This is a genomic window from Novosphingobium sp. CCH12-A3 (assembly GCF_001556015.1).
Lineage (GTDB): Bacteria > Pseudomonadota > Alphaproteobacteria > Sphingomonadales > Sphingomonadaceae > Novosphingobium > Novosphingobium subterraneum.
Genome location: NZ_LSIA01000053.1, coordinates 1 through 19,476 on the forward strand (window position 1 = coordinate 1; position 19,476 = coordinate 19,476).

Sequence of the window (19,476 nt, forward strand, 5' to 3'; positions counted from 1 at the left end):
GATCAAGCTCACCTACAAGGACTATCCCAAGGTTGCCGAAGGCTATGTCCTGCGCGCGCATGTCGAGCCGATCGAGTTCGCGCGTGACGCCGACGATGACGCGGAAGGCCAAACCGGCGGGCGCGAAAACAAAGATGAAATTGAACTCTTCCCTGCACCCGCGATCGACGACGAACCGGCAAAGCCCTGTCCCGCTCCCCGACAGGAAGAGCTGAACTTTGCCGCCGCGCAGGCCGAGCCCACGGCAGCGCCGCAATCCAGCCTCGGGCGCTCGATGATCGCCAGCGCCGAGATCGTGAAGAGCGCGTCAACTGCGCGCGCCAACGAGCCCGAAACCGCATCCAAAGCCCCCCGCAGTGCGGCCCTTAAGCTCCCCGCCCAGCGGGCCACGCAGGCTGCGCGCGAGCTTGCCGAAGCGATCGACCGCGAGGCCGCGGACGGACGGGGGAAGGAACCGTCGCGAGAGCCTGAGCTCGATACCCCCTCCCCTGACGGCGGCATGGAGATGTAGGCCATGCACTCCATCGCATCCGTCAGGTCGTCAAGCGGCGCAGCCGACTATTTCGCGAACGACAACTACTACACGGCCGATGAACACGCGGAAGCCGGGGTCTGGGGCGGCGAGGGTGCGCGCGCGCTCGGACTTGAGGGCCAGGTCGAGCGCGATCAGTTCGCGGCGATTTTGAATGGGCGGCTGCCCGACGGCGAGATGGTGGGTCAGGTCGAGGGGCGTCGTCTGGGTCTCGACCTTACCTTCTCGATGCCCAAGTCCGCTTCGATCCTCGCACTGGTGAGCGGCGACAAGCGCATCCTCGATGCGCACCTCGCCGCCGTAAAATCGACGATGTCTCAGCTCGTCGAAAAGCAGTTTGCCGAGAGCCGCAATTACGACCGCTCGCGCAGCGGCGAGCCACAAAAGACCGGCAATCTCGTCTATGCGCTGTTCGCCCACGACACGAGCCGTGCGCTCGATCCGCAGGGCCACATCCATGCCGTCGTCGCCAACCTGACCCGCGATCCGAAGGGTACCTGGAAGGCGCTGTGGAACGGCGAGATCTGGAAGAACAACACGACGATCGGCCAGTTCTACCATGCCGCCTTCCGCGCCCAGTTGCAGAAGCTCGGCTACGAGACCGAGGCCGCCGGCAAGCACGGATCGTTCGAGATCAAGGGCGTGCCGAGGGAGGTCATCAAGGAGTTCAGCCAGCGCCGAGAAGACATCCTGACCAAGGTCGAGGAACTCGGCATCGCTTCCCCGCAGGGGCAGGACCGGGTGACGGTCATTACCCGCGATCCCAAGCTCGCCGTCGAGGACCGCGCAGCACTCGTTCAGGCATGGCAGGATCGCTCCGCGGCAGTGGGATTCGACGGCAAGGCGCTCATCGCCGAGGCCAGAGCCCGCGCCGAAGTACAGGCACGCCCAACCTTCCGTGAAACCGCGACCGCGGCGCTCGGTGAAGTCTCAACCCGGATCGGCGCCGCGCTGCGCACGCCGAGCCCGCTGGCGGTGAGCGGCGCGGCAGCGTTGTTCCTCCCCGCCGGCACGCTCAAGGCACAGCACGCCACCGCATCCGCAATCCGCCACCTGTCGGAACGCGAAGCGACGTTCTCGCCGCAGGCGATCCTCAGCGCCGCGCTGGGCTTCCAGATCAAGAGTCTCGAAGGAGGCGCCGTCGTCGAACGGATCGGCGAACTCATTCGCGATGGTCACCTGATCCCGGGCAGGTCGGAGCGGCTCGACGGCCACTTCGACCTGGTGACGACGCCGGCCGCGCTCGCGATGGAGCAACAGATTCTGGACCGCATCGATGCCGGGGCCGGAAAGGGCCGCGCGTTCATGCCGCCCGAGCAGGCCATGGCGCGGCTGCAGGAGGCGGCGCGCGAGCTTGGGCAGGCCCGCGCCGGGGTCGATACCTGGCAGCTCAACGAGGGACAGCTCGCAGCCGGCGTCGCGATCCTCTCCGGCACCGATCGCTTTCTCAATGTCCAGGGCGTGGCGGGCGCGGGCAAGTCGACGTTGCTGGGCGCGCTTGACAAGGTCCTGAGTGATGATGGCGTCAGGCTCGTTGGGCTCGCCTTCCAGAACAAGATGGTCGCGGACCTGCGCGGTGGGGGCGGCCAGGGCATGTCGGCCGAGCAGATGCGCGAGGCGGGGATCGAGGCCTACACGATCGCGAAGTTCCTCAGCACCTACGGCAGGGCTGCGGCCGCGGGATCGGGTGAGCGCTTCGAAGCCGCCAAGGCGGCGCTCGCCAACACGGTCATCATCACCGACGAAAGCTCGATGGTCTCCTCGCGCGACATGCTGCGACTGACCGCGCTCGCCGAGCAGCTCGATCTCGCCAAGGCACCCTTCATGGGCGACCGCCAGCAATTGTCGGCCATCGAACAGGGCAAGATGTTCGCCGTCAGCCAGGCCGCGGGGCAAGCAACCGTGCGGATGGACGAGAACATCCGCCAGAAGAACTCGCCCCTCCTGCTGGCGGTCGCCGGGCTCTCGAACGAAGGCCATGCCAGCCTGGCGCTCGACCTTCTTGCCGCTCACGGCCGGGTGATCGAAGCAGGGCCCGACCATGTGGCTCGTGCAGCCGACATATGGCTGTCGCTCAGCCCCGATAAGCGCGAGGCGACCGCGATCTTCACCGCCGGGCGCGATGACCGCGCCGAGATCAATGCGCGGGTCCAGGTGGGGCTGCTCAAGGAGGGCGCCCTTACCGGGCCGGGTGTCACGCTCACTACTCTGCAGAGCGCCAACACCACGCGCGAGGAACTGCGCTTTGCCTCAACTTATCGGGTGGGCCAGGTGTTCGACGCGCGGATGGACGTGCGCGAACTGGGGCTGAAGCGCGGGGAGTACGAGGTCTGCGAGATCCGCAAGGACGGCAAGGTCGTGCTCGAGGCCGGGGGACGGCGCAAGGCCATCGATCCTGACCGGCTAGACCCCGATCATCGCTTCGACCGGATCGGGCTCTACGAGCAGAGAGAGCTCAAGATTCATGACGGCGAGACCGTGTTCTGGCGCGACCAGGATGGGGCCCGCGACATCGCCAAGTCGACCTATGCGACCGTCCTCGAGGCCCGGCCTGAAGGTGTGCGGGTCGAGCTTGCCGACAAGAGGCAACTGGTGCTCGCACCGGGCGATCCGATGCTACGCCGGCTCGACCTTGGCTATGCGCTCAATGCCCACATGGCACAGGGCATGACGAAACCGGAAGCGATCGAGGTTATATCCTCCTCGCAGCGCAACCTTGCGACCCAGCGCACGCAGAATGTGCTCAACACCCGTGCGACCGACGACATGATGGTCGTCACCAACGACCTCGAGGGCCTCAAACAGCAGCTCGACCGGACGCCTGGGAACAAGACCTCCGCGCTCGAGGTGACAGGCAAACTTGAGGTCGAACCCCGCCACCACAATCCGGTCAATGCCCGGAAGTTGCCGGAACTTAGGATGAGCGCAGATCTCAAGGCGAAGCTCGACGCGGTATTGGGGCCAGCATCCGAAGCTCCGGTCAGGCAACTCCCCGTGCCAGAAAAGTCGCTGGGACTCGATCTGTGAAGTTGTCCCAGTGCATGGGCAGCCTTTCGCACTTCGGCGTTCAGACGAGCTTTGTCGAGGCGTTGAATGACAATGCCGGTTGCCCTTGCATTGCTCATGGATCGTCGCTTCCGAGCCATGATCTGCGGGGACAGCGCGCGCTTTCGCTTCCTGCCCGTAAGGGCAAGACGGCGCGGTCCGGGTTGCCTCCCACCGGGCCGCGCCAATCCTTCACCCAGACACTACTGGGAAGAAAGCGGCTCGGCAGGCTAAGGACGAGCATGTCGTCCGGTCTGCGGGCGGCTGCCTTCCGACCAGATTGCGCCATCCATGACCTACGACGCCATCCCGCCCCCGTGTCTCCAGGTACCACGACGGCACTACCGCACCGGGAGCGCGTAGGCCGATAGTGCCGGACGAAGACAGGCTGTGCTGGCGGCTTGGGTTTGTCGACGAATGAGCGGTGGAGGTCAGCGGGCGGGGCCGGGTGTGAGGACGTATTGTCGATGTCGACCGGATCGAGGTCGAATATGTCGAGATGCAGTTGGGTCTGAGTAGCCCGGGTCAGCTTTCGGTAAGTGTCTCACTTGCCTTCAGCAGGGCATTCCAATCCTCGGGCGGGTTGCCCTTGTCGAGCATAGCCCTGAAGACGGCATAGGCGTCGTTCTTCGCGCCATAGGTGCGAAGCGTGTCACTATCGTTGACCCATGCGAAGATGATGATCTTTGCGGATGTCGAATAGCGGAAAAACAGGCGGAATCGCCCATTTCCGAACTTCGCCCGGAACCAGTGCTTGCGGGACGGGCCCAGCGTCCCGCCCTGTCGGAATTCGGGGCGGGCTGGATCGACGGGGATTACCTCAAACATCAACTTGCGAAGCGCCGTGAGGAGCTTCGCGTTGGCAGTCGATGCGTATCCGCTGGGATCCTTCGCACGGGCGCGTTCGACAGCAAGCGTCAGCTTCTCCAGTTGGTCGAGGAAAAGCGGATGGGTGTAGAGTGCCCATCCATTTAAGGTCATTCCTTCAAGCATTGGGTGCTTGCTCAAAGGTCAACGTCGCCATCAATTGCCTCATCGAGATCGACCGGAACATGGGCAGTCAGCGAAGTGATGCGTGCAGCCAATTCCGGGCCAAGGGCCTTCACCGCTTCGGGATGGCGTTTCAGATCGGCTGCCAGAAAGCTCAGGAAACTGTCGATTGCCGGATCCTCGTCGATATCGGCACGGCACACGGTGACCCCCGCATCGCTCACCCGAAAGGCAATGCGGCCGCCATAATCGACACCCAGCGCCTGACGCACAGCCTTGGGTATCGTGGTCTGTCCTTTGGCGGTAATGGTGCTGATTTCCTCGAGTGAGATCGCCATGATGCTCTCCATTCCCGAGGAATGGTAAGGAATAATTCTTACCCCGTCAAGGTTCGTACCAAGATCCACTCGCCTCTTCGTTGTCCATTAACCGCACTTTGTCGGAGAATATCCGCCATAATCTCTGCACCATTGTCCATCACGGCCTTATGCGAAATGATTGGACGCTTCACGCTGAGCAGCGTGAGGGTTCAGAAAGGGCGCGGAGCTTTCCCTTTTCCTGGCAAATCATTGAAAATCCTGCGAGAACCGGATATGATCTTGCCAGTGCAAGGAGCGCCGCCATGGACCACAATCGTTATGGCCTTGATGGCTTGCCGATCAATGTGAAAGGCATCAATTGCGACCGTGTGACTGGTGAGCGCTTGTCGGCTCCTGACACCTCACCGGCCCAGGGAGAATTTGCTCTCGAGCCGTATTCGATTGCGTTCGTCGTCTTGGCGATCGCCTTTTTGGCGTTCTTTGTGATTGCGGGAAAACTGCTCGGATAGTCAGCTAACTCTTCCGCTTCGCCACATGTAAATGGTCTTTAGCTGGCGCATCCGGGAACCTTTCAAAATCGACCGCATAATTCGGGCCCAGGCGTGCGCGCACGCGTTCGGCCCACTGCTCCCCCTGTAGGTCGGAGATGTTGTGTCCGCGGAAATCGAGCGCCCGATTGTCGTAGTGCGCCGAGCCAGAAACATGCTGGGAGCTGTCATTTCCGGATGTGACTACCGGGCGCGGCAGTCCGAGCGCTCTCGCCTCTTCTGCCACTACCCCCATGGCAGGGACGAGATCGCCGTCCATTCGGCCGAGCCGCGCCCCCGATTTGACGCCCATACCCAGCTCGCGCGCCAATCTGGCGCCGTCGACCGGACCATTGGGTGCCGGGAGCAGTGTGCCACCTTCGAGCGGCGAAGCGACTAGCGACGGCGAGCTATCGGCAGGCGGAAGCGATGCGGCTTGCGGCATGCCGAGATCGGTATGGCTGCCAATCTTGCCCTTCCCGGCGATCGCCGGGACGTCGCCCAGCTCCTCGATCCGGCGGTTCCTGAGGTCGCTCATCAGGTCGTCCATGATGTAGCTGATCGCCTGATCGCGCCGTGCCATGTCGCGGTAATCGAGCCGCGGGTTGGCAATGTCTGGCAGGTGCCACTCGGGATGCTCGCGCTGCAGTGCCTCGTATCGATCCTGGATCAGGTTCGACATGTCGCTCGAGACCTCGAACCCGTGGCTTTCCGCATAGCTTGCTTCGTTCATCATACGGGTGCCGATCTCGCGGTAGCGCCCCGCAGCGGCGCGGCGTTCCTCGGCTTCGGAGACCCGCCAGTCGGTGCCTTCGCTGCTGGTCCGGCTCTGGCTCGCATCAGTGTAGTCGGAGTTCTGGCTGAACGTGCCCGAAGAATGGACATCCCCGCTGTTGCCGCTGACCACGACCCGGCTGCTGACGTCCTCGGATTTGTCGGTGCCGCGAGTAGTCTGGTTCGTTACCGAGCGCTCGCTACTAATTCGCGAATCTTGGCCCCATTCCTTTCTTCCGTATCCATTGATGCCGAGCGACCCCGATAGGCCCGCGCCTTTGGAACGAGAGGCGCCTTCCCCTTTCCCACTTGCGTTAGGCGTGGTCTCATCGCCGCCGCCTGCTCCCGGAGAGGAGGCGCCCAAGCGCGCACCAAGGCCAAGAGAGTAACCAAAAGAACGATTTTCAAAGTCCGAATACGAACGGCTATTGCCCTGCCGCAGGATCAGATCATCGTTGGTCACCTCCCGCGTCGACTTCCCGGCCGAGCCTTCGACCATGACATTGCCTCCGACATTGTGGGTGTCGGATGCGCGCGATCCGTGTTCGCTGCGGCTGCCGGTCACCTGGCTGTTGGCGGCAACCGCACTGCCGAAGGTTCCGTGCGTGCTGCTCCAGGTCGCCGAGGTGCCGTTCTCGATCCGGTCGGCCTCATTGAGGTACCACTGGCCCTGATTGCGCAAATCGCTGGCATAGCCCCGCGTCATCGAGGCCTTGAACGGCAACTGCGAGATTGCTCCGCTGGTGTCGATCACCCGCGCGCCGCTGCCAAAGGCATGAACCATCGCGCCATCGTCGCTTCTGAGGCCCATGTGGCTTGCACCCACAGCCAGATTGGGGGCCTGGTTCCACTGCGCCATCTGGCGGTTGTTGACGTTGAAGTTGCCATGGCTGACGTCGCCGAAGGCATAGTTGCCGGTGGTCCGTTCGGCGGCGGCTGCATCCGCTGCTCCCTGGGCAGGTGCCAGCATCGAGCCCATGCTATGTGCGACCGATATAGTCCCGCGCATGACCATCAAGGCAAGGACTGGTACCGACATCATTAGGAACCCGGCCATCGTCGCGATGTCCTGGTTCACCCCGGCAATGCCGGACCAGTTGCCAAGCGTCACGCCGCTTCCGGCAAGCGCGCGTGACTGTGCCGCAAGGCGGTCCATGACGAAGCTGTGGATCAGGACATAAATCGGTCCCCACGCAGCGAGGTAAAAGAATCCCGCGAAGTAGCCCTTCAGTGTCGCGATTCCGGTCCGCGGAAACAGCAGCAGCGGAAAGACCACCGGGAACAGGGCGTAGAACACGACCGTCAGAACGACATTGAGGACCGGAATCCAGATGAGACCCTGCTCTGCAGCCGTGGTCATTGCATTGCGGGCTTGAAAATCGGCGCGCTGCAGCGCGAAAGCATCGGAATCGACGTTCCCAAAATCCAGCTGCGCGGCCTCGAACGCATCGACCATGCTCTTCTGGCGCAGGATCTGATTTCGTGAAGCCGAGGTGCCGGTCAGCAGCTGCGAGATTACCGGCAAGTCTGCTGCGAGCTTGCTGCTCGCTGCGGCCGATGCGAGCTTGGGATACAGCGTGCGCGCAAACGGGATGGCCGCCGCGTCGATCTGTCCGTTCCACTGTGCGTTGAGGGTTTGCCAGGCCTGTGCGCAGGTCTTGCCCTCAATGTCGGTTGCGCCCCCGGTATCGGTCAGGAACTTCATGCCGCGATTGGTCGCGGCATTCACGCCGAACTCGGCCCAGAGGTCGCTGGACTCACTGAGGACCTTGAGACTGCGAGTGCCCAGGAGGATGTCGTAGTAGGCGCACTGCTTGAGAAAGCCGTCGAGATTGGCGCGGAAGACCGGATCCCGAATCTCGAACGCACGTGTCCTGTCCCACAGCCGGGCGCCATAGACAAAGCCGCTGGTCGAGTAGTTGAGCGCCGAAGGCATCACGAAGACCGTTTCGGCCGTGCGGGTGAAGTAGTCGCTGATCTGGCTGGTGAACGAGGCCATCATGCCGAGACCGATCGGCACGTTGGCAACGTTGGCAGGACCAAGGCCGGGATTGATGCGATCGGTGACCTTGACCGTCACGGTTGGCACCATCAGCACGAGGTAGATCAACGTCGACTGAATGAACCAGCGCAGCCACACCCGCCAATCGAGGTCCATCGCGGTGATCAAGAGGGCATAGGTCAGCCCCATGACCATGCAGACCCTGAGCAGCGAGCGAAAGCCGCCGGACCCCGTCCAGGTCGCCACCGCGTTGAAGGTGTTGACGAGAAATTCGCCGCCGCCGACCGTGAAGACTTCGAGCATGTGCCGCTCTCCCCTTGGCGTGACGTTTCCGGAACCTACTGGACCTGGGTTCCGAGCGACCGCGAGAAGCGCAATGCCGCCGCCATTTGCGGCGAGAGCTGACTGCGCAGGGTCTTCTCGAGCATCTGCGTGCGCTGGATCAGGGCGAAAGTCTGGTCGAAGCGCTGCGAGGTGCGCGCCGCGATGCCGAGGAAGTTGCGGCGGGTTTCGTAAAGGCCCTCACGCCATTCGCGCAAACTGTCCGCATCGGCCCCGTTGAAGTCCGAGCGGGCGTTCACGGCCATGTCGATGAAGCGCATGGTCATGGTGGTGACGAGGTCGACCGCCACGATTTCGGAAAGGTCGTTCAATTCCTGAGCCGAGATGCTGAACTCGGCTGCGGCACTCACCGTGATGATCTTGTAGACGGGCACGCTGGCCATGCCGAGCAGCTGGATCTCGGCGGGTGTAAGCGCAGCGCCCGGGTCGCGGACCTTGCGCGCCATGCTTTCTATGAGGGTGCGGACGCGCGCCTTGATCGCCGCATTGGAACCGATCACCATTTGGACCTCAGACGGGTGCATGCATGCAGCACTGTCACTGCCGCAGGTGAGGACCTTATGCGGGCTTGATGCTGTGCCATCGAGCATCGCGCTGATCAGCGCAGCATCGGCAGGACCAATGAACTGAACCCGCGGCTTGCCCTCGTTTCCGGCGGGATCATAGATGACCGTGCCAACCAGTGTCATCAGGAACTCGCGAAACTGCGTGTCGAAACCACCGTATTTGCGGGAGAGCGCCTTCCAGGTGTAATTGTTGGGCATGCCGGCAAGCTCGCCCATTGCGGGATCGGAGTTCGCGGCCTTGAGGCTCTCGCGCTGCCCGCCGTTGTTGCATTGCTGGCGCGCACGCGCCCAGTCGGCAACCGCGCCCTGGCTATTGGGGATCGCTTCGCAGACCACTGAGGAGGCGGTATCGCTGGTTGGCCACAGGCCGCCAACGAGCGCCTGCGCGGTCTCGCAACTGGCAATATTCATCTGGTTCATCTGCTGAACCTTTTGTGCGAGCTCATCCATCACCTTGCCAATTTCGGGTGAGATCGTGTCGATCGCGAGCTTGAAGGCAAAGCCCAGAGCATTGTTGGCAGTGGCTTTCATCATGGCGACGAGCTCGGCAGTGTTGATGAAGGAGAATGAGCCCGAGAACAGGTCGATACCGCCACAGCCGGCGCGGGCATGAGGCAACTGGAGATTGAAGGGCTGAATGCTCTTTTGCGGAAAGCGCGACCACACCGTGCCCATCGAGTAGTAGCCTGCGGACTGCCCGCGATAGGCGCTGGGGCCAGTGACATTGGCGGCAGCGCCCATCTCGCTCATGAAGCTCGACATCTCGCCCTCAACCCCGGCGCTTGCGGGCATCGGCGTTCCGAGAAGGAGGGCACTGCCCGCAACGATGCTGGTCAGGTACCTGCCCCGGACACGACGCCAAGAGAACCGGTCTCTCATTAGAAGTCGCTCCCGCTCTTGACCGTGGTCAGCTGGAACACGCGGTCGAAAATCTCGTCCTGACTTAAAATGCCGTAGCCGATCGGCATGGGGCGCCGGGTCACGCTGTCGAACAGGACCAGGGCCGGTACTTGCCGGTCGCTGCCGAGCCCGAGCCGCTCGTACTGTCCGCTGTCGACCATGTAGTCATGGAATGTGGCCGAGGGGCCACCGTCCATCGAGACTGCCAGCACAGGCAAGGCATAGCGATCGCTCAGGGCCTTGAGGATCGGAGCGAAGATGTCGCAGGCCCCGCAACTCGAAGCAAAGAAGTAGAAGACGCCGTAGCGGCGACCGAGTTCGGCCATGACATGATCGCGATCGGCCTTGCGCTGGTCGATCCAGGCACGCTTGCCGAGCGTAGAGACCGGCCGCTGCAAGGTGTAGTCGAGCCCTGGGTCCTGCCACAGCACACGCTGCCAGACATCGGCAAAGGTCGAGGAGCGATCAAGCTGCGCGCGCTGGAAGCGGATGTAGGAGGTGACGTTCTCGGGACTGGGATCAAGGATCGCCCTCGCCTTGAGCTTCTCGAGTTCGGCACCTATGGCCGCAAGCGTTGCCCGCGGCGAGGTCCTGCTAGGTGCAGGTGCAGGCTTGCGCTCCGGGGGATCGCAGTAGAACCAGGTGCCGAGCTGCCGTTCAGTGCAATAGAGCGCATCGGGGTCGCGGCGAATCTCGATTTCGCTGCTCTCGCTGGGCGCTGCATGGCCTTGCGCTGCAAGTCCGAGAACCATCGCCAGGCCGGTCGCACCAAGTGGCCGAAGGATTGTTGTCGACGTTGGCATGGCGTGCTCCTTTCGCATCACTCGCGTGCGGGGTTATGGCTGGGCCTGGCCGTAGAACTGGCCAATGCGGTTCTGGACTTCGACCAGCATCGCGGCCTCCTCGGGGAGGCGCGCGGCTTCGGTGAAGTCGGCGTAGATCTCGGAAAAGTTCATGACCGACAGGTCGAGCTGCTGGAACTCGAAGACAGTGAAGCCTTCGCAGCTTTCACTCTTCGGCCGCCCCCAAGGCTTGCGGAGTTGCACCCGGCCCTGCTCCTGCAGGATGCGGGTCAGCTTCGAGGCAAAGCAGCAGTAGGCGTCGCGCTTGGTCACGCAGACGCCAAGCACCTTGGAGGAACAATAGGTCCCGACCTTGTGGCACAGGCCGGCATCGTCCTTCTTGTCGAGTTGCTGTTCGGCGGCGCTGCACAGCCACGGCGTCAAGATCGGGGCGCCCTTGCCAGTGCAGCAGTTGGAAATGCCGAAGATCTTCTTGGCACAAGTCTCGCGGCTGCCCTTGAACAGCGACAGGTCATTCTCGCTGAATTCGGCATTGGCCTGCCCCAGGGCATGGAGCCCGACCAGTGCATCCTTGAACTCGTCCGATGCCTCGCGCTCGACCGTCTCGCATTCGCCATCAAGGCAATAGATGTCGCCCGAGCAGAGGTATTGCTGAGGTTCGATGACTGAGCCCGGAACCGGGCAGGAATAGCTGCGCTCGGTGACCTTGCAGGACCCACCCGGATCGGGCGGATCGTCGAGACAGATCTCGCCGGTCTGTCGGCACCCGGGCGTGGCTTCGATCGCGCCGCAGTCGTTGTTGCCACCAGTGGCCTGGCTGCACACAGAGGTGCGTGTCTTTTCCCAGCAGGCTTGCCGCACCGGAATGCCGGCGATGACCCGGGTTTCGTCGGGCACGCTGCAGATCTCGTTGGTTAACGTGCAGTTTTCCGGATCAGCAGTGCAGGGACTGGTGGTCCATTGCGCGGTGAACCACCGCGTGTCGCTGCGCTCGGGCTGGAGGCCAGGCACCAGGGCGTTGCAAGCGTAGGCCTCCTCCTCTGGCGCCGTCTCGATACAGCGCAGCTTGCCACCGTTGATGGGATCGCCTGCAAAGTCCCAGGAAAGGCAGAGGTCCCGCTCGACGAGACCGGCCGATAGGGCATTTGTGCGCGTGCACGAGGATTTGCCGAGATCTGGCGTACACTGCTGCAAGCCCGTGAGGTATTCTTGCGGTGCCCCAGTCGCTGGATCTACGCTCAGAGCCTGTGCAAGCCCCGAGCGATTGCAGCGATAGACGTGACCACTCGCTTCAAAGGCCCCGACAGGTGGCGGCGCGGTCGTTGTACCCACAAGGAAAGCGTCCGGATCGGAAACGGCCGCATTGCAAGTATAGGAGGTAACGGTGAGGCCGTACTCGGGGACTGGCGTGGTGCCAGTGTTACGACACTGTCCCGCAACAACCAGGGCTCCGCAGCCGTTGTACGTGGGTGACGCGACGCAGACATACTGATAGTCGAGGGCCTCCCAAGGCTTGACCTCAAGCGTGGTCTTGCAGCTCTGTTCATGCTCGACGATGCTTTCGCCGATGTTGCAGGTCATCTCGACACTGCCGGGCGCACTCGATCCCGCCGGCAGAGGTGTACAGGCCCCGGCGCTCCCGCCGGTCTCCACACCCTCGACAAAGCGGGTCGGTTCCTGGGCGATGGCGGCGGCGCGTGCCAGGTCCTCGCGCTTGACCTCGATACGCGGGCGCGACGTGGAATTGGCCGTGCGCCAGGCTTCGCTCTGGCTGGCCGCGATCGCACCGTCCGTGGCCAAGGCATCGGCATGGTCGTAATAGCGGGTCGCTTGCGGATAGTTCGGGGCGTAGCCCGGGATCTGTGCCGCTGCACCCGGAGCAGCAGTCAGGCCCTGGTAGCTCTGCCGCAACGCGCTGCCCAATTGTCGCGCCTCCGCCTTTGCCTGGGCAGCGGACGTCGGCCCTACCGCCGTTGCCGGGGGTGGACCCGCCTCCGGTAAGGCGGGGGCCGGCGCGGTTGACAGTGCCGGCAGAGCTTCGATCACATCGTCCGGTGGGGGGATGATAATCTGCGCAGAGGCGTTCGCCGCGACAGCGACTTGGCCTAGCGCGGCCAGACCGGCGAACAGAGCCGGGCCCTTCATTGCCCGCGCCCTTTCTCCAACTGGTCCAGCGCAATCCGCGCGACTGCCGCCCCAGGTTCATTGGCGGCAGCAAAGCTCTCGAGCGCATAAGCGAGGCTGACATTGCCGGTCATACGTGCATGGGCCGGCACCGCGATGGTACAATCGAGACCGTCACAGAGCTCGTAGCCGCCTTCTGCCACGACGAAGGTGGGCGCGGCATCTATGCGGAAGGCGCGGAACAGCCGCGGATCGATCGCGATGTGCGCCTCTTCCTGCTCCCTTGTGACAACGCGCATCAAGCCTTGGGCAAAAGCCTTGACGCTGTTGTTCGGAAAGCCCCTGAAGACAACGATACCCCCGGCCTGCGTGGTATCGCGCACCAGGTGCTGGAGCGAGGCTTGCGGCATCGACAGGCTGGCAAAGACGAGCAGCAAGGGCCCCTCGCCCATCGGTACTCTCGCGTTTGCGGCAGCACCATCAAGGATCGCGTCGAAATCAACCGCGCCAGCTGGAGCGCGGGCGCTAAGCGCCTCCTGCCCGCGTGCGGAGTTCTGTTGCGTTTCGGCGCGGACCTGCTCTGCCGCACCACTCTGCGCCTCGGCTTTTTTCAGCGCCATCGCGACAAGCGCTTCAAGCTCGTCAGTGCTGGCGCTGTTCCTTGCGCGAATGGCTCCGAGATCAAGCCCGTCAATGCTCTGCGCTGTCACTCCCGATACGGCAGCAAGCATCGCAAGTCCGAAAAGACGCGGTGCAAGGCGAGCCGTCAGCCGCAGCGTTCTGCGTTCGAGAGGGACGCACTGCGACTTCATAAAGCGCAACAGTTGCGTTTGCGCCAGACGAGGTAGCCGAAATCCTCGCCTTTGACCGGGTAACTTTTGCCGGTCTGCGGGTTGATCGTGGTGGCACCGAGCGGTGCGCAGGCGTAGCGGCCTTTCACCGTTGCCGTGGGATTGGTCATCTGGAGGCGGTACTGCTGCTTGCGCATGACCGGCATCAGGTACTTCGAACACAGGGCGCTGGACCCCATTGTGCCCCAGGCAAGACCGCTGCGGTGCATCTTGTAGAGCATCCGCGTGGCAACCAGGCGCGAGGCTTGGACCGGGGTGACATGTGCAGCGACATGACCGTTCAAGGGATACATGCTGCCGTTGCAGCCGGCGCACCAGAACAGCTGGTCGATCGGCAGCTTCGCGGTCGATGCGACGCAGTCGGCAGCACAAGCCGCCGTAGAAGCAGGATTGGCGAATAGAGCGACCTCGGGATTTAGGATCGAGGTCAGCGCGGAATCCTGCCAGAGCGGATCGAGCTCCGTGACATAGGCGATGTCGAAGGTCGTCTGCTCGAAGCAGAGGAAATCGGTCAGGATCTCCATCCAGTAGAGCAGCGGGTAGACGTAGTAGTGCGCCTGCCACTGCGAACTGTTCTGCGCCTTTCCGCCCACCTGGCTTGCACCCTGGACATGGCCGCCGCCGATGTCAAAACCGGGGTCGAGGCGGACGCCGCCGAGGTTGGGGAAGCACCACGGTTTGTTGGTGACATCGACCAGCCTTGCCGGCTCCCAGAAGCCGATCGAAATTCCGATGCGCGGGATCGGGCTGCCACAGGCGCAAAGCGGAAACGAAGGATTCCTCGGGTCGGGCCGTGAGCCTTTCCAGATCGCCAGACCGCCGACCGACAGTGGAAACAGGCAGGACCAGCAGACATCGGTGATCGGATTGACGAAGCTGCCATGGCACGGCGCGCCCGCCGCCCTCGCCGGGGTCATGGTCCCCAGGAGGAGCGCCAACGAGAGCAGGACGGTGCGAAGACTTCGGTTCATGACACCGGGCTCTCCCGGATTGTCGTGTCGGGAATTGGTATCTCGGAAACCTGAAGCTGCCCGCTGGCTGCAGAGACGACCGCAGGCGTGTGGCGGATGCCGAAGCGGGCAACCAAGGCACCGCGCTGATCGAACCAGAAGCGGCGCTGGAAGGGTTTCATCGCATCGAAGGGCGAACCGGCAACGAAAATGACCTTGGCTTCGTTCGGCTTCCAGTAACGCGTGGCCCAGTCGAGCTCCGCCGTTCGGCGGCCATCTACGAAGACCAGATCCGTTGGCAGCGGAACAAGATCCAGCGGATTGACACGCGTGCCCTTTGCGGCAATGCGTTCGCCATTGGCGCCGATCACGTCCTGCTGGAGCACGAAGGATGGATCGAACAGCCACTCGCGGCGCTCCTGCGCGGGACTCAGGCCTGCCACGAGCGCTGGCCGGCGCACGCTCGCGATCGCTGTGTCCTGCATTCGGGCCTGTAGTTGCGCGATGCTGCCTGTGGCCTCGAGCGTGTGTAATCGCGTGGCAATGACGGTCAGCATGTCGGTTTCGATGATCGGAAAGATCTCGCCCATCCTGCCATGATCAATTGCGGCAGCGGGCACAGATCCGCCGACAAAGCCCACGACCACAATGCCCGCCATGCCGGCAAAGCCCGCAGCAAGACGGACCGCGCCGGTAATGCCCCTCGTGCGTTGGACCCACGACGTGCTCGTCTGGCGCGTCATAAGGCTGCGTCACCCGAGCCAATGATCTGGCGCTGACAGACAAAGCCGATCTCGGCGTAGCGGCTGTCAAAGCCATCCTTGTGCGGAGTGCCCGCATAGAAGCAGCCTGGAGGCACAATGCCGGTTGGGCCCGGTGTCAGTGTTTCGCCACGCGTCGTCCGCGCCTTGAGGCGGGCAACTGGCCTACCGTTGACGAGGACGGTCTCGCCCTGCCGGGTGACAACGTCACCTGGCATGCCCAGCGCGCGCTTGGCAAACGGAGCCGACTCTCGCCCGAAATGGGCGCGGATCAACGGAATGTCGGGCGGCGCAAAGACGATCAGGTCACCTCGCTGTGGCATCCTTCCCTTGTCGATGAAGAAGGCCCACTCCGGCATCGAACGGGTGGTGTTGATCAGGATCGCATGATCGTCGCGCCAGTCCGCAAGCGCCGATCCTGTCATGAGCGTGAGGCCCAGAGCGCCAATGGCGAGCCAGAGCCGGCTTGCGCGCGAGCGTTCAGCGGGGTTCGGCATCGCCAACCTCGCTATCGACAGCGTTACCTTGGACGACGCTTGCGGGGTTGGGGGCCATGACCTGGCGCATTGCGTCGATGACGGGGCTGTTGGTGGCGGTCCTGGAGACCGGCGACGGCGCCTTGGCGTAGACTTCCCGGCGTACTGCCATCGTCACATCGGGAACGTTGCCGGCCAGAACGGCCTCGCCGACCAGCACGACCTGCCCGCGCGCGCCTCGCGCTTCGAGATTCCGCTGCACGGCACCCATGAAGGCCTTCGTCTCGGCGGTCACCACATCGGGGGGTGTCTGCGATCTCGCTTGGGCTGCGACATATTCGCCGATGATCGAGGACAATTGCACACGCACCAGCGTCGGCGCTGTCGGGGTGCTGAGCAGTTCACGCGTGACCCAGGCGCCCCACAGTCCGGCTACGACTATAGACCCGATCAGTCCCACCAACTTCCAGTCGACCGAGCGGCGTCGCGCGTTGGCGGCGAAAGTCGTCGAAGGCACTGGCGGAGCGTCTGTTTCGAACAGAGGTCCGGGGCCGACCTCCCCGGCCACGCGGCGGTCAACCATGGGACCTCTCCTTGGAAGGTGTTTGCGCGCGCCCTGAATGCCAACGCGGCAGCGATCCGGCGCGCAGCACCGCGAGCCCCAGGAACAGGACCGCGCTCGCGATCCAGAACTGGCTGCGCAAGTGCGCCTGATGTGCGGCCTCGGCCGCAAGATAGCGGCTCGCGAAATTGTCGAGGTGCAGCAGCGTGCCGCTAAGGGTGAACTCACCGAGCACGATGAACAGCGCAAGCCAGATCGCCCCGGTGCAGCAAATGTTGATGAGCAACCACCCGGCAAGGCACAGGCCCAGGTGGCAGGTGTCCTGAACCTGCACGGAAGATGGCACCAAGCGCGCCAAGGCGGGATAGCGGATCATACCCCGATCTCCGCCGCCATTGCGGGTTCCGCGCGATCCGGGAAGGCAACCTGTTCGATCGCATCTGCGAGCGGCACGCCCCGGCCGACCAGCGTCTCGATCGCCGAGAAGACCTTCGGGCTCGAAGAGTAAAGCGTCGCTGAATAGGGATCGAGCACGAGACGTCCGACCGCAAGTGTCTCGGGTCCCTTGATCAGGACGTCGGAGTACTCCGTGCCATTGCGTTTCAGCGAGCGGATCAGCGCCTCGGTGTGCCTGTCCATTTCGAAGCGCTGGTGCCGGGCAAGGTCGTTGACCGTCTCTTCCTTCTGCTGGAGCACAACTGACCAGTCGCTGTTCTCGAGCGCGGCCAGCGACCCTTCCGATTTGTAGAAATCGTTCAGGGACTGTGTCGCTGTGACCAGCGCCCCGCCGTACTTGCGGCAGGTGCGCGCATAGGTCTCGATCGCCTGGCCCATCTGTCCGCCACCGAGCAATTGCCAGGCTTCGTCGATCATCGTCAGCTTGGGGATCGAACGGTCGAGATCGCGCATGACGCGCAAGGTCAGGAACATCAGCGCGGTCAGCGCGACCGATCGCAGCTCGGGTTTGGATGACAGGTCAGAAAGCTCGAAAACGGTGAGATCTGCCGCCAGGTCAATCGAGCAGGATCCGGCAAAGAACCGCCCGTAGGTGCCGCCAGACAGGAACGGCGCCATGGCATCGGCAAGATCGCTCGCGAATGGAGAGGGCATGGCGCGCAGGGCAGCGGCGATCGCATCGATCGTGCCTGCGCGCTTGTGCTCGCTCCACACCCGGCTGACGGCAGAATCGATCAAACCGCGCTCGGTATCGGACAGGCGGTCCTGCTGGCGCGCCATCTGCCCGACGATGGACTTCAGCATGGCAAGGCACTCGACTTCGTAGTCCTCGCCATCGGCATCGCTCTCGAGCGCCCGCGCATCGATCATGTCGAAGGGATTGAGCGAAAAGCCCGACGACAGCCGAAACTCGACGAACGCGCCGCCGAAGGCCTTGGCCATGTGCTCGAACGAGCGCCTATCGTCGATCACGATGACCTTGGCACCAGCCCCGGCGAGTGCAGCGCAAATGTCCTGGAGGAAGACCGACTTGCCCGAGCCTGACTTCCCGAACACCGCGACATTGTGATTGCCGGCTGCATTCTGGAACGGCGACCAGAAGAAGGGTTGGCCCCGCCGTCCCACCAGAAGCATATGCGGGATCGGACCGCCGGTATGCTCGCCCTGGAGCGGCGCGATCGCTGCTGCGGTATTGCTCAGCATCGTGCGCAGCCGCTTCATGCGCTTGAGATCGCCCGACAGGCCATTGGGAAGCGTGAGCGGCATGGCCGCCAGCAGAGCCATCGACTGCAGGTAGCGCTCTTCAACCAGGTCCCAGCCTGCCGCCTTGTAGACTGATTTGAGCAGACGTTCGTTGGCGTCGCCCCTGCCGAGCGGCGAGAGTGCGCCAATGGCATAATAGGCCTGGACGAGCTTGCGCCCCTCGCGCAGTTCCGTCTGGACCTGCTGCCACTCGTCGCGCTGCTGCGCGAGTTGCGGCAGGAAGCGCGCGGAGCGGGATTCGGCAAGGCTGGTGGTGCGCAGCACCTTGAAACCGGCCCGCGAAGCCGTTGCTTCCTCATCTGACAGGACGAACCCCAGGGCCGTGACCACGTTGCAGCCGAAGCGCAACTTGTCGTTGAGCACGTCGCCAATCAGCTTCTGGACATCCCAAGGCGCCCATTGCCGCGGCATTTGCCGGACCGAGAAGAAGCGCCAGTCGAAGGCTTCGGGTTCTCTGGAGGACTGCAAGTCCTGCCGCGAAGTTGGCCCACTTGCCCGTTCTTCGCGGCTGACCTTGAGCACGATACGGTCGGGAGAGATTTCGCTGACGAGATCGCCTCGCAGGCATTGCTGGTGGATGGGGTCGAGTGGAGAGTAGAGGTCTGCGCTCTCGGCATTGTCTATGCCCGGAACGAGGAGATCGTTCAGAAATGCGATCAACTCGGCAGGCGCAATGTCGCGGTAGGGAATGCTGAGGGCCTGCAAGGTCCCGCCGAGGCTTTCGCGAACGCTCGCAAGGTCCGTTGCAGTCAGCGAAGACCCCAGAGATGCGCCGATGCTGACGAGAACGCGATGCTGGCGCAGGCAAAACGGGGCATCACGCGACAGCGAGGTCCAGGACGCGTTTCGCAGATAATGGGCGCGATGCTGTGCCGCGCGGCCATAGACGCCTTTAGCGAGCACCCTTGGCATTACCCAGTCGGCAATGCGCACGCCGGCCGCAGGGCTCTGCCAATGGATGATCTGCACTTCGCAGCCTGCCGGCAAACCGTCTGAAAGGAACTGGGTGAGAATCTCGCCGGTGCGCTCGTTCGCCCCGACCATCGGCGCAAGTTCGAGAATGAAGCCCATGCTCGCCGTATTGATGAACAGCCGGGTCTCGGGGTCGTAACTGCGATAGGGCAGCCAGTCCGAGAGCATCGGCACACCGGTTGATTGCGGCGCAACATCAGCCCGCACCCCGTCGCCGAAGACGAGATCGAGAAAACGGTTCCATGCGCTGGTCGACATGG

General features: G+C 63.3%; 15 protein-coding genes and 1 pseudogene. 3 read left to right on the plus strand and 13 right to left on the minus strand.

The features are described from left to right. Both AX703_RS27750 and mobF read left to right on the plus strand, forming a co-directional pair. Positions 1-511, plus strand: a pseudogene (locus tag AX703_RS27750) (conjugal transfer protein TraD); the annotation flags it as partial. A gap of 3 nt (positions 512-514) precedes the next feature. Further along, positions 515-3,559: a MobF family relaxase gene (gene mobF, locus AX703_RS03770; RefSeq protein ID WP_062342735.1), complete on the plus strand. Its 3,045-nt coding sequence runs from the start codon at positions 515-517 to the stop codon at positions 3,557-3,559. Between the two features lie 543 nt (positions 3,560-4,102). Here the strand turns inward: mobF and AX703_RS03775 are convergent. Together AX703_RS03775 and AX703_RS03780 are read right to left on the minus strand one after the other, a co-directional pair. Further along, complete coding sequence (locus AX703_RS03775) at positions 4,103-4,558, minus strand: type II toxin-antitoxin system YhaV family toxin (protein ID WP_197423605.1); 456 nt, start codon at positions 4,556-4,558, stop codon at positions 4,103-4,105. 23 nt (positions 4,559-4,581) lie between these two features. Further along, positions 4,582-4,905, minus strand: a complete 324-nt coding sequence (locus AX703_RS03780) for a type II toxin-antitoxin system PrlF family antitoxin (RefSeq protein ID WP_062342803.1) — start codon at positions 4,903-4,905, stop codon at positions 4,582-4,584. 284 nt (positions 4,906-5,189) lie between these two features. Here AX703_RS03780 and AX703_RS03785 point away from each other — a divergent pair, with 284 nt between their 5' ends. Continuing rightward, positions 5,190-5,396, plus strand: coding sequence for a hypothetical protein (locus AX703_RS03785; protein ID WP_062342739.1), 207 nt, complete (start codon positions 5,190-5,192; stop codon positions 5,394-5,396). Positions 5,397-5,400: 4 nt separating this feature from the next. On the opposite strand, the gene AX703_RS03790 is transcribed toward AX703_RS03785, so the two are convergent. From AX703_RS03790 to traC, 11 genes are all read right to left on the minus strand, one after another. Then, complete coding sequence (locus AX703_RS03790; protein ID WP_062342741.1) at positions 5,401-8,493, minus strand: conjugal transfer protein TraG N-terminal domain-containing protein; 3,093 nt, start codon at positions 8,491-8,493, stop codon at positions 5,401-5,403. Between the two features lie 35 nt (positions 8,494-8,528). Beyond that, positions 8,529-9,890, minus strand: coding sequence for a conjugal transfer protein TraH (locus AX703_RS03795; protein WP_369820983.1), 1,362 nt, complete (start codon positions 9,888-9,890; stop codon positions 8,529-8,531). Positions 9,891-9,976: 86 nt separating this feature from the next. Continuing rightward, positions 9,977-10,801: a conjugal transfer protein TraF gene (gene traF / locus AX703_RS03800; RefSeq protein ID WP_369820984.1), complete on the minus strand. Its 825-nt coding sequence runs from the start codon at positions 10,799-10,801 to the stop codon at positions 9,977-9,979. Between the two features lie 33 nt (positions 10,802-10,834). Next, a complete protein-coding gene (locus AX703_RS03805; RefSeq protein WP_062342748.1) occupies positions 10,835-12,946 on the minus strand; it encodes a conjugal transfer protein TraN in 2,112 nt (703 codons plus the stop codon). After that, the gene (gene trbC, locus AX703_RS03810) at positions 12,943-13,635 is read right to left on the minus strand and encodes a type-F conjugative transfer system pilin assembly protein TrbC (protein ID WP_231735354.1); all 693 of its coding nucleotides are present in this window, start codon (positions 13,633-13,635) and stop codon (positions 12,943-12,945) included. The genes AX703_RS03805 and trbC overlap by 4 nt, the downstream gene beginning before the upstream one ends. A 98-nt stretch (positions 13,636-13,733) precedes the next feature. Next, a complete protein-coding gene (traU, locus tag AX703_RS03815; protein ID WP_062342753.1) occupies positions 13,734-14,747 on the minus strand; it encodes a conjugal transfer pilus assembly protein TraU in 1,014 nt (337 codons plus the stop codon). Beyond that, complete coding sequence (traW, locus tag AX703_RS03820) at positions 14,744-15,469, minus strand: type-F conjugative transfer system protein TraW (RefSeq protein WP_231735356.1); 726 nt, start codon at positions 15,467-15,469, stop codon at positions 14,744-14,746. The genes traU and traW overlap by 4 nt, the downstream gene beginning before the upstream one ends. Beyond that, positions 15,466-15,984: a S26 family signal peptidase gene (locus tag AX703_RS03825; RefSeq protein WP_062342755.1), complete on the minus strand. Its 519-nt coding sequence runs from the start codon at positions 15,982-15,984 to the stop codon at positions 15,466-15,468. The genes traW and AX703_RS03825 overlap by 4 nt, the downstream gene beginning before the upstream one ends. Next, the gene (locus AX703_RS03830) at positions 15,968-16,546 is read right to left on the minus strand and encodes a TrbI F-type domain-containing protein (RefSeq protein ID WP_062342757.1); all 579 of its coding nucleotides are present in this window, start codon (positions 16,544-16,546) and stop codon (positions 15,968-15,970) included. Before AX703_RS03830 ends, AX703_RS03825 begins: the two co-directional genes overlap by 17 nt. Further along, positions 16,539-16,901 (minus strand): hypothetical protein, encoded by a 363-nt coding sequence (locus tag AX703_RS03835; RefSeq protein ID WP_062342759.1) that lies wholly within the window; start codon positions 16,899-16,901, stop codon positions 16,539-16,541. Before AX703_RS03835 ends, AX703_RS03830 begins: the two co-directional genes overlap by 8 nt. Next, entirely contained in the window at positions 16,898-19,474 is a 2,577-nt protein-coding gene (traC, locus tag AX703_RS03840) for a type IV secretion system protein TraC (protein WP_062342761.1), read from the minus strand. The genes AX703_RS03835 and traC overlap by 4 nt, the downstream gene beginning before the upstream one ends. Between the last annotated feature and the right edge of the window lie 2 nt (positions 19,475-19,476).

Coding starts and splice junctions, on each gene's coding strand:
- AX703_RS03825 (WP_062342755.1), bottom strand. CDS start 15,984: ATGCCGAACCCCGCTGAACGCTCGCGCGCAAGCCGGCTCTGGCTCGCC.
- AX703_RS03830 (WP_062342757.1), bottom strand. CDS start 16,546: ATGGTTGACCGCCGCGTGGCCGGGGAGGTCGGCCCCGGACCTCTGTTC.
- traC (WP_062342761.1), bottom strand. CDS start 19,474: ATGTCGACCAGCGCATGGAACCGTTTTCTCGATCTCGTCTTCGGCGAC.
- mobF (WP_062342735.1), top strand. CDS start 515: ATGCACTCCATCGCATCCGTCAGGTCGTCAAGCGGCGCAGCCGACTAT.
- AX703_RS03785 (WP_062342739.1), top strand. CDS start 5,190: ATGGACCACAATCGTTATGGCCTTGATGGCTTGCCGATCAATGTGAAA.
- AX703_RS03780 (WP_062342803.1), bottom strand. CDS start 4,905: ATGGCGATCTCACTCGAGGAAATCAGCACCATTACCGCCAAAGGACAG.
- traU (WP_062342753.1), bottom strand. CDS start 14,747: ATGAACCGAAGTCTTCGCACCGTCCTGCTCTCGTTGGCGCTCCTCCTG.
- AX703_RS03795 (WP_369820983.1), bottom strand. CDS start 9,890: ATGCCCGCAAGCGCCGGGGTTGAGGGCGAGATGTCGAGCTTCATGAGC.
- traF (WP_369820984.1), bottom strand. CDS start 10,801: ATGCCAACGTCGACAACAATCCTTCGGCCACTTGGTGCGACCGGCCTG.
- traW (WP_231735356.1), bottom strand. CDS start 15,469: ATGACGCGCCAGACGAGCACGTCGTGGGTCCAACGCACGAGGGGCATT.
- AX703_RS03790 (WP_062342741.1), bottom strand. CDS start 8,493: ATGCTCGAAGTCTTCACGGTCGGCGGCGGCGAATTTCTCGTCAACACC.
- AX703_RS03805 (WP_062342748.1), bottom strand. CDS start 12,946: ATGAAGGGCCCGGCTCTGTTCGCCGGTCTGGCCGCGCTAGGCCAAGTC.
- AX703_RS03835 (WP_062342759.1), bottom strand. CDS start 16,901: ATGATCCGCTATCCCGCCTTGGCGCGCTTGGTGCCATCTTCCGTGCAG.
- AX703_RS03775 (WP_197423605.1), bottom strand. CDS start 4,558: ATGACCTTAAATGGATGGGCACTCTACACCCATCCGCTTTTCCTCGAC.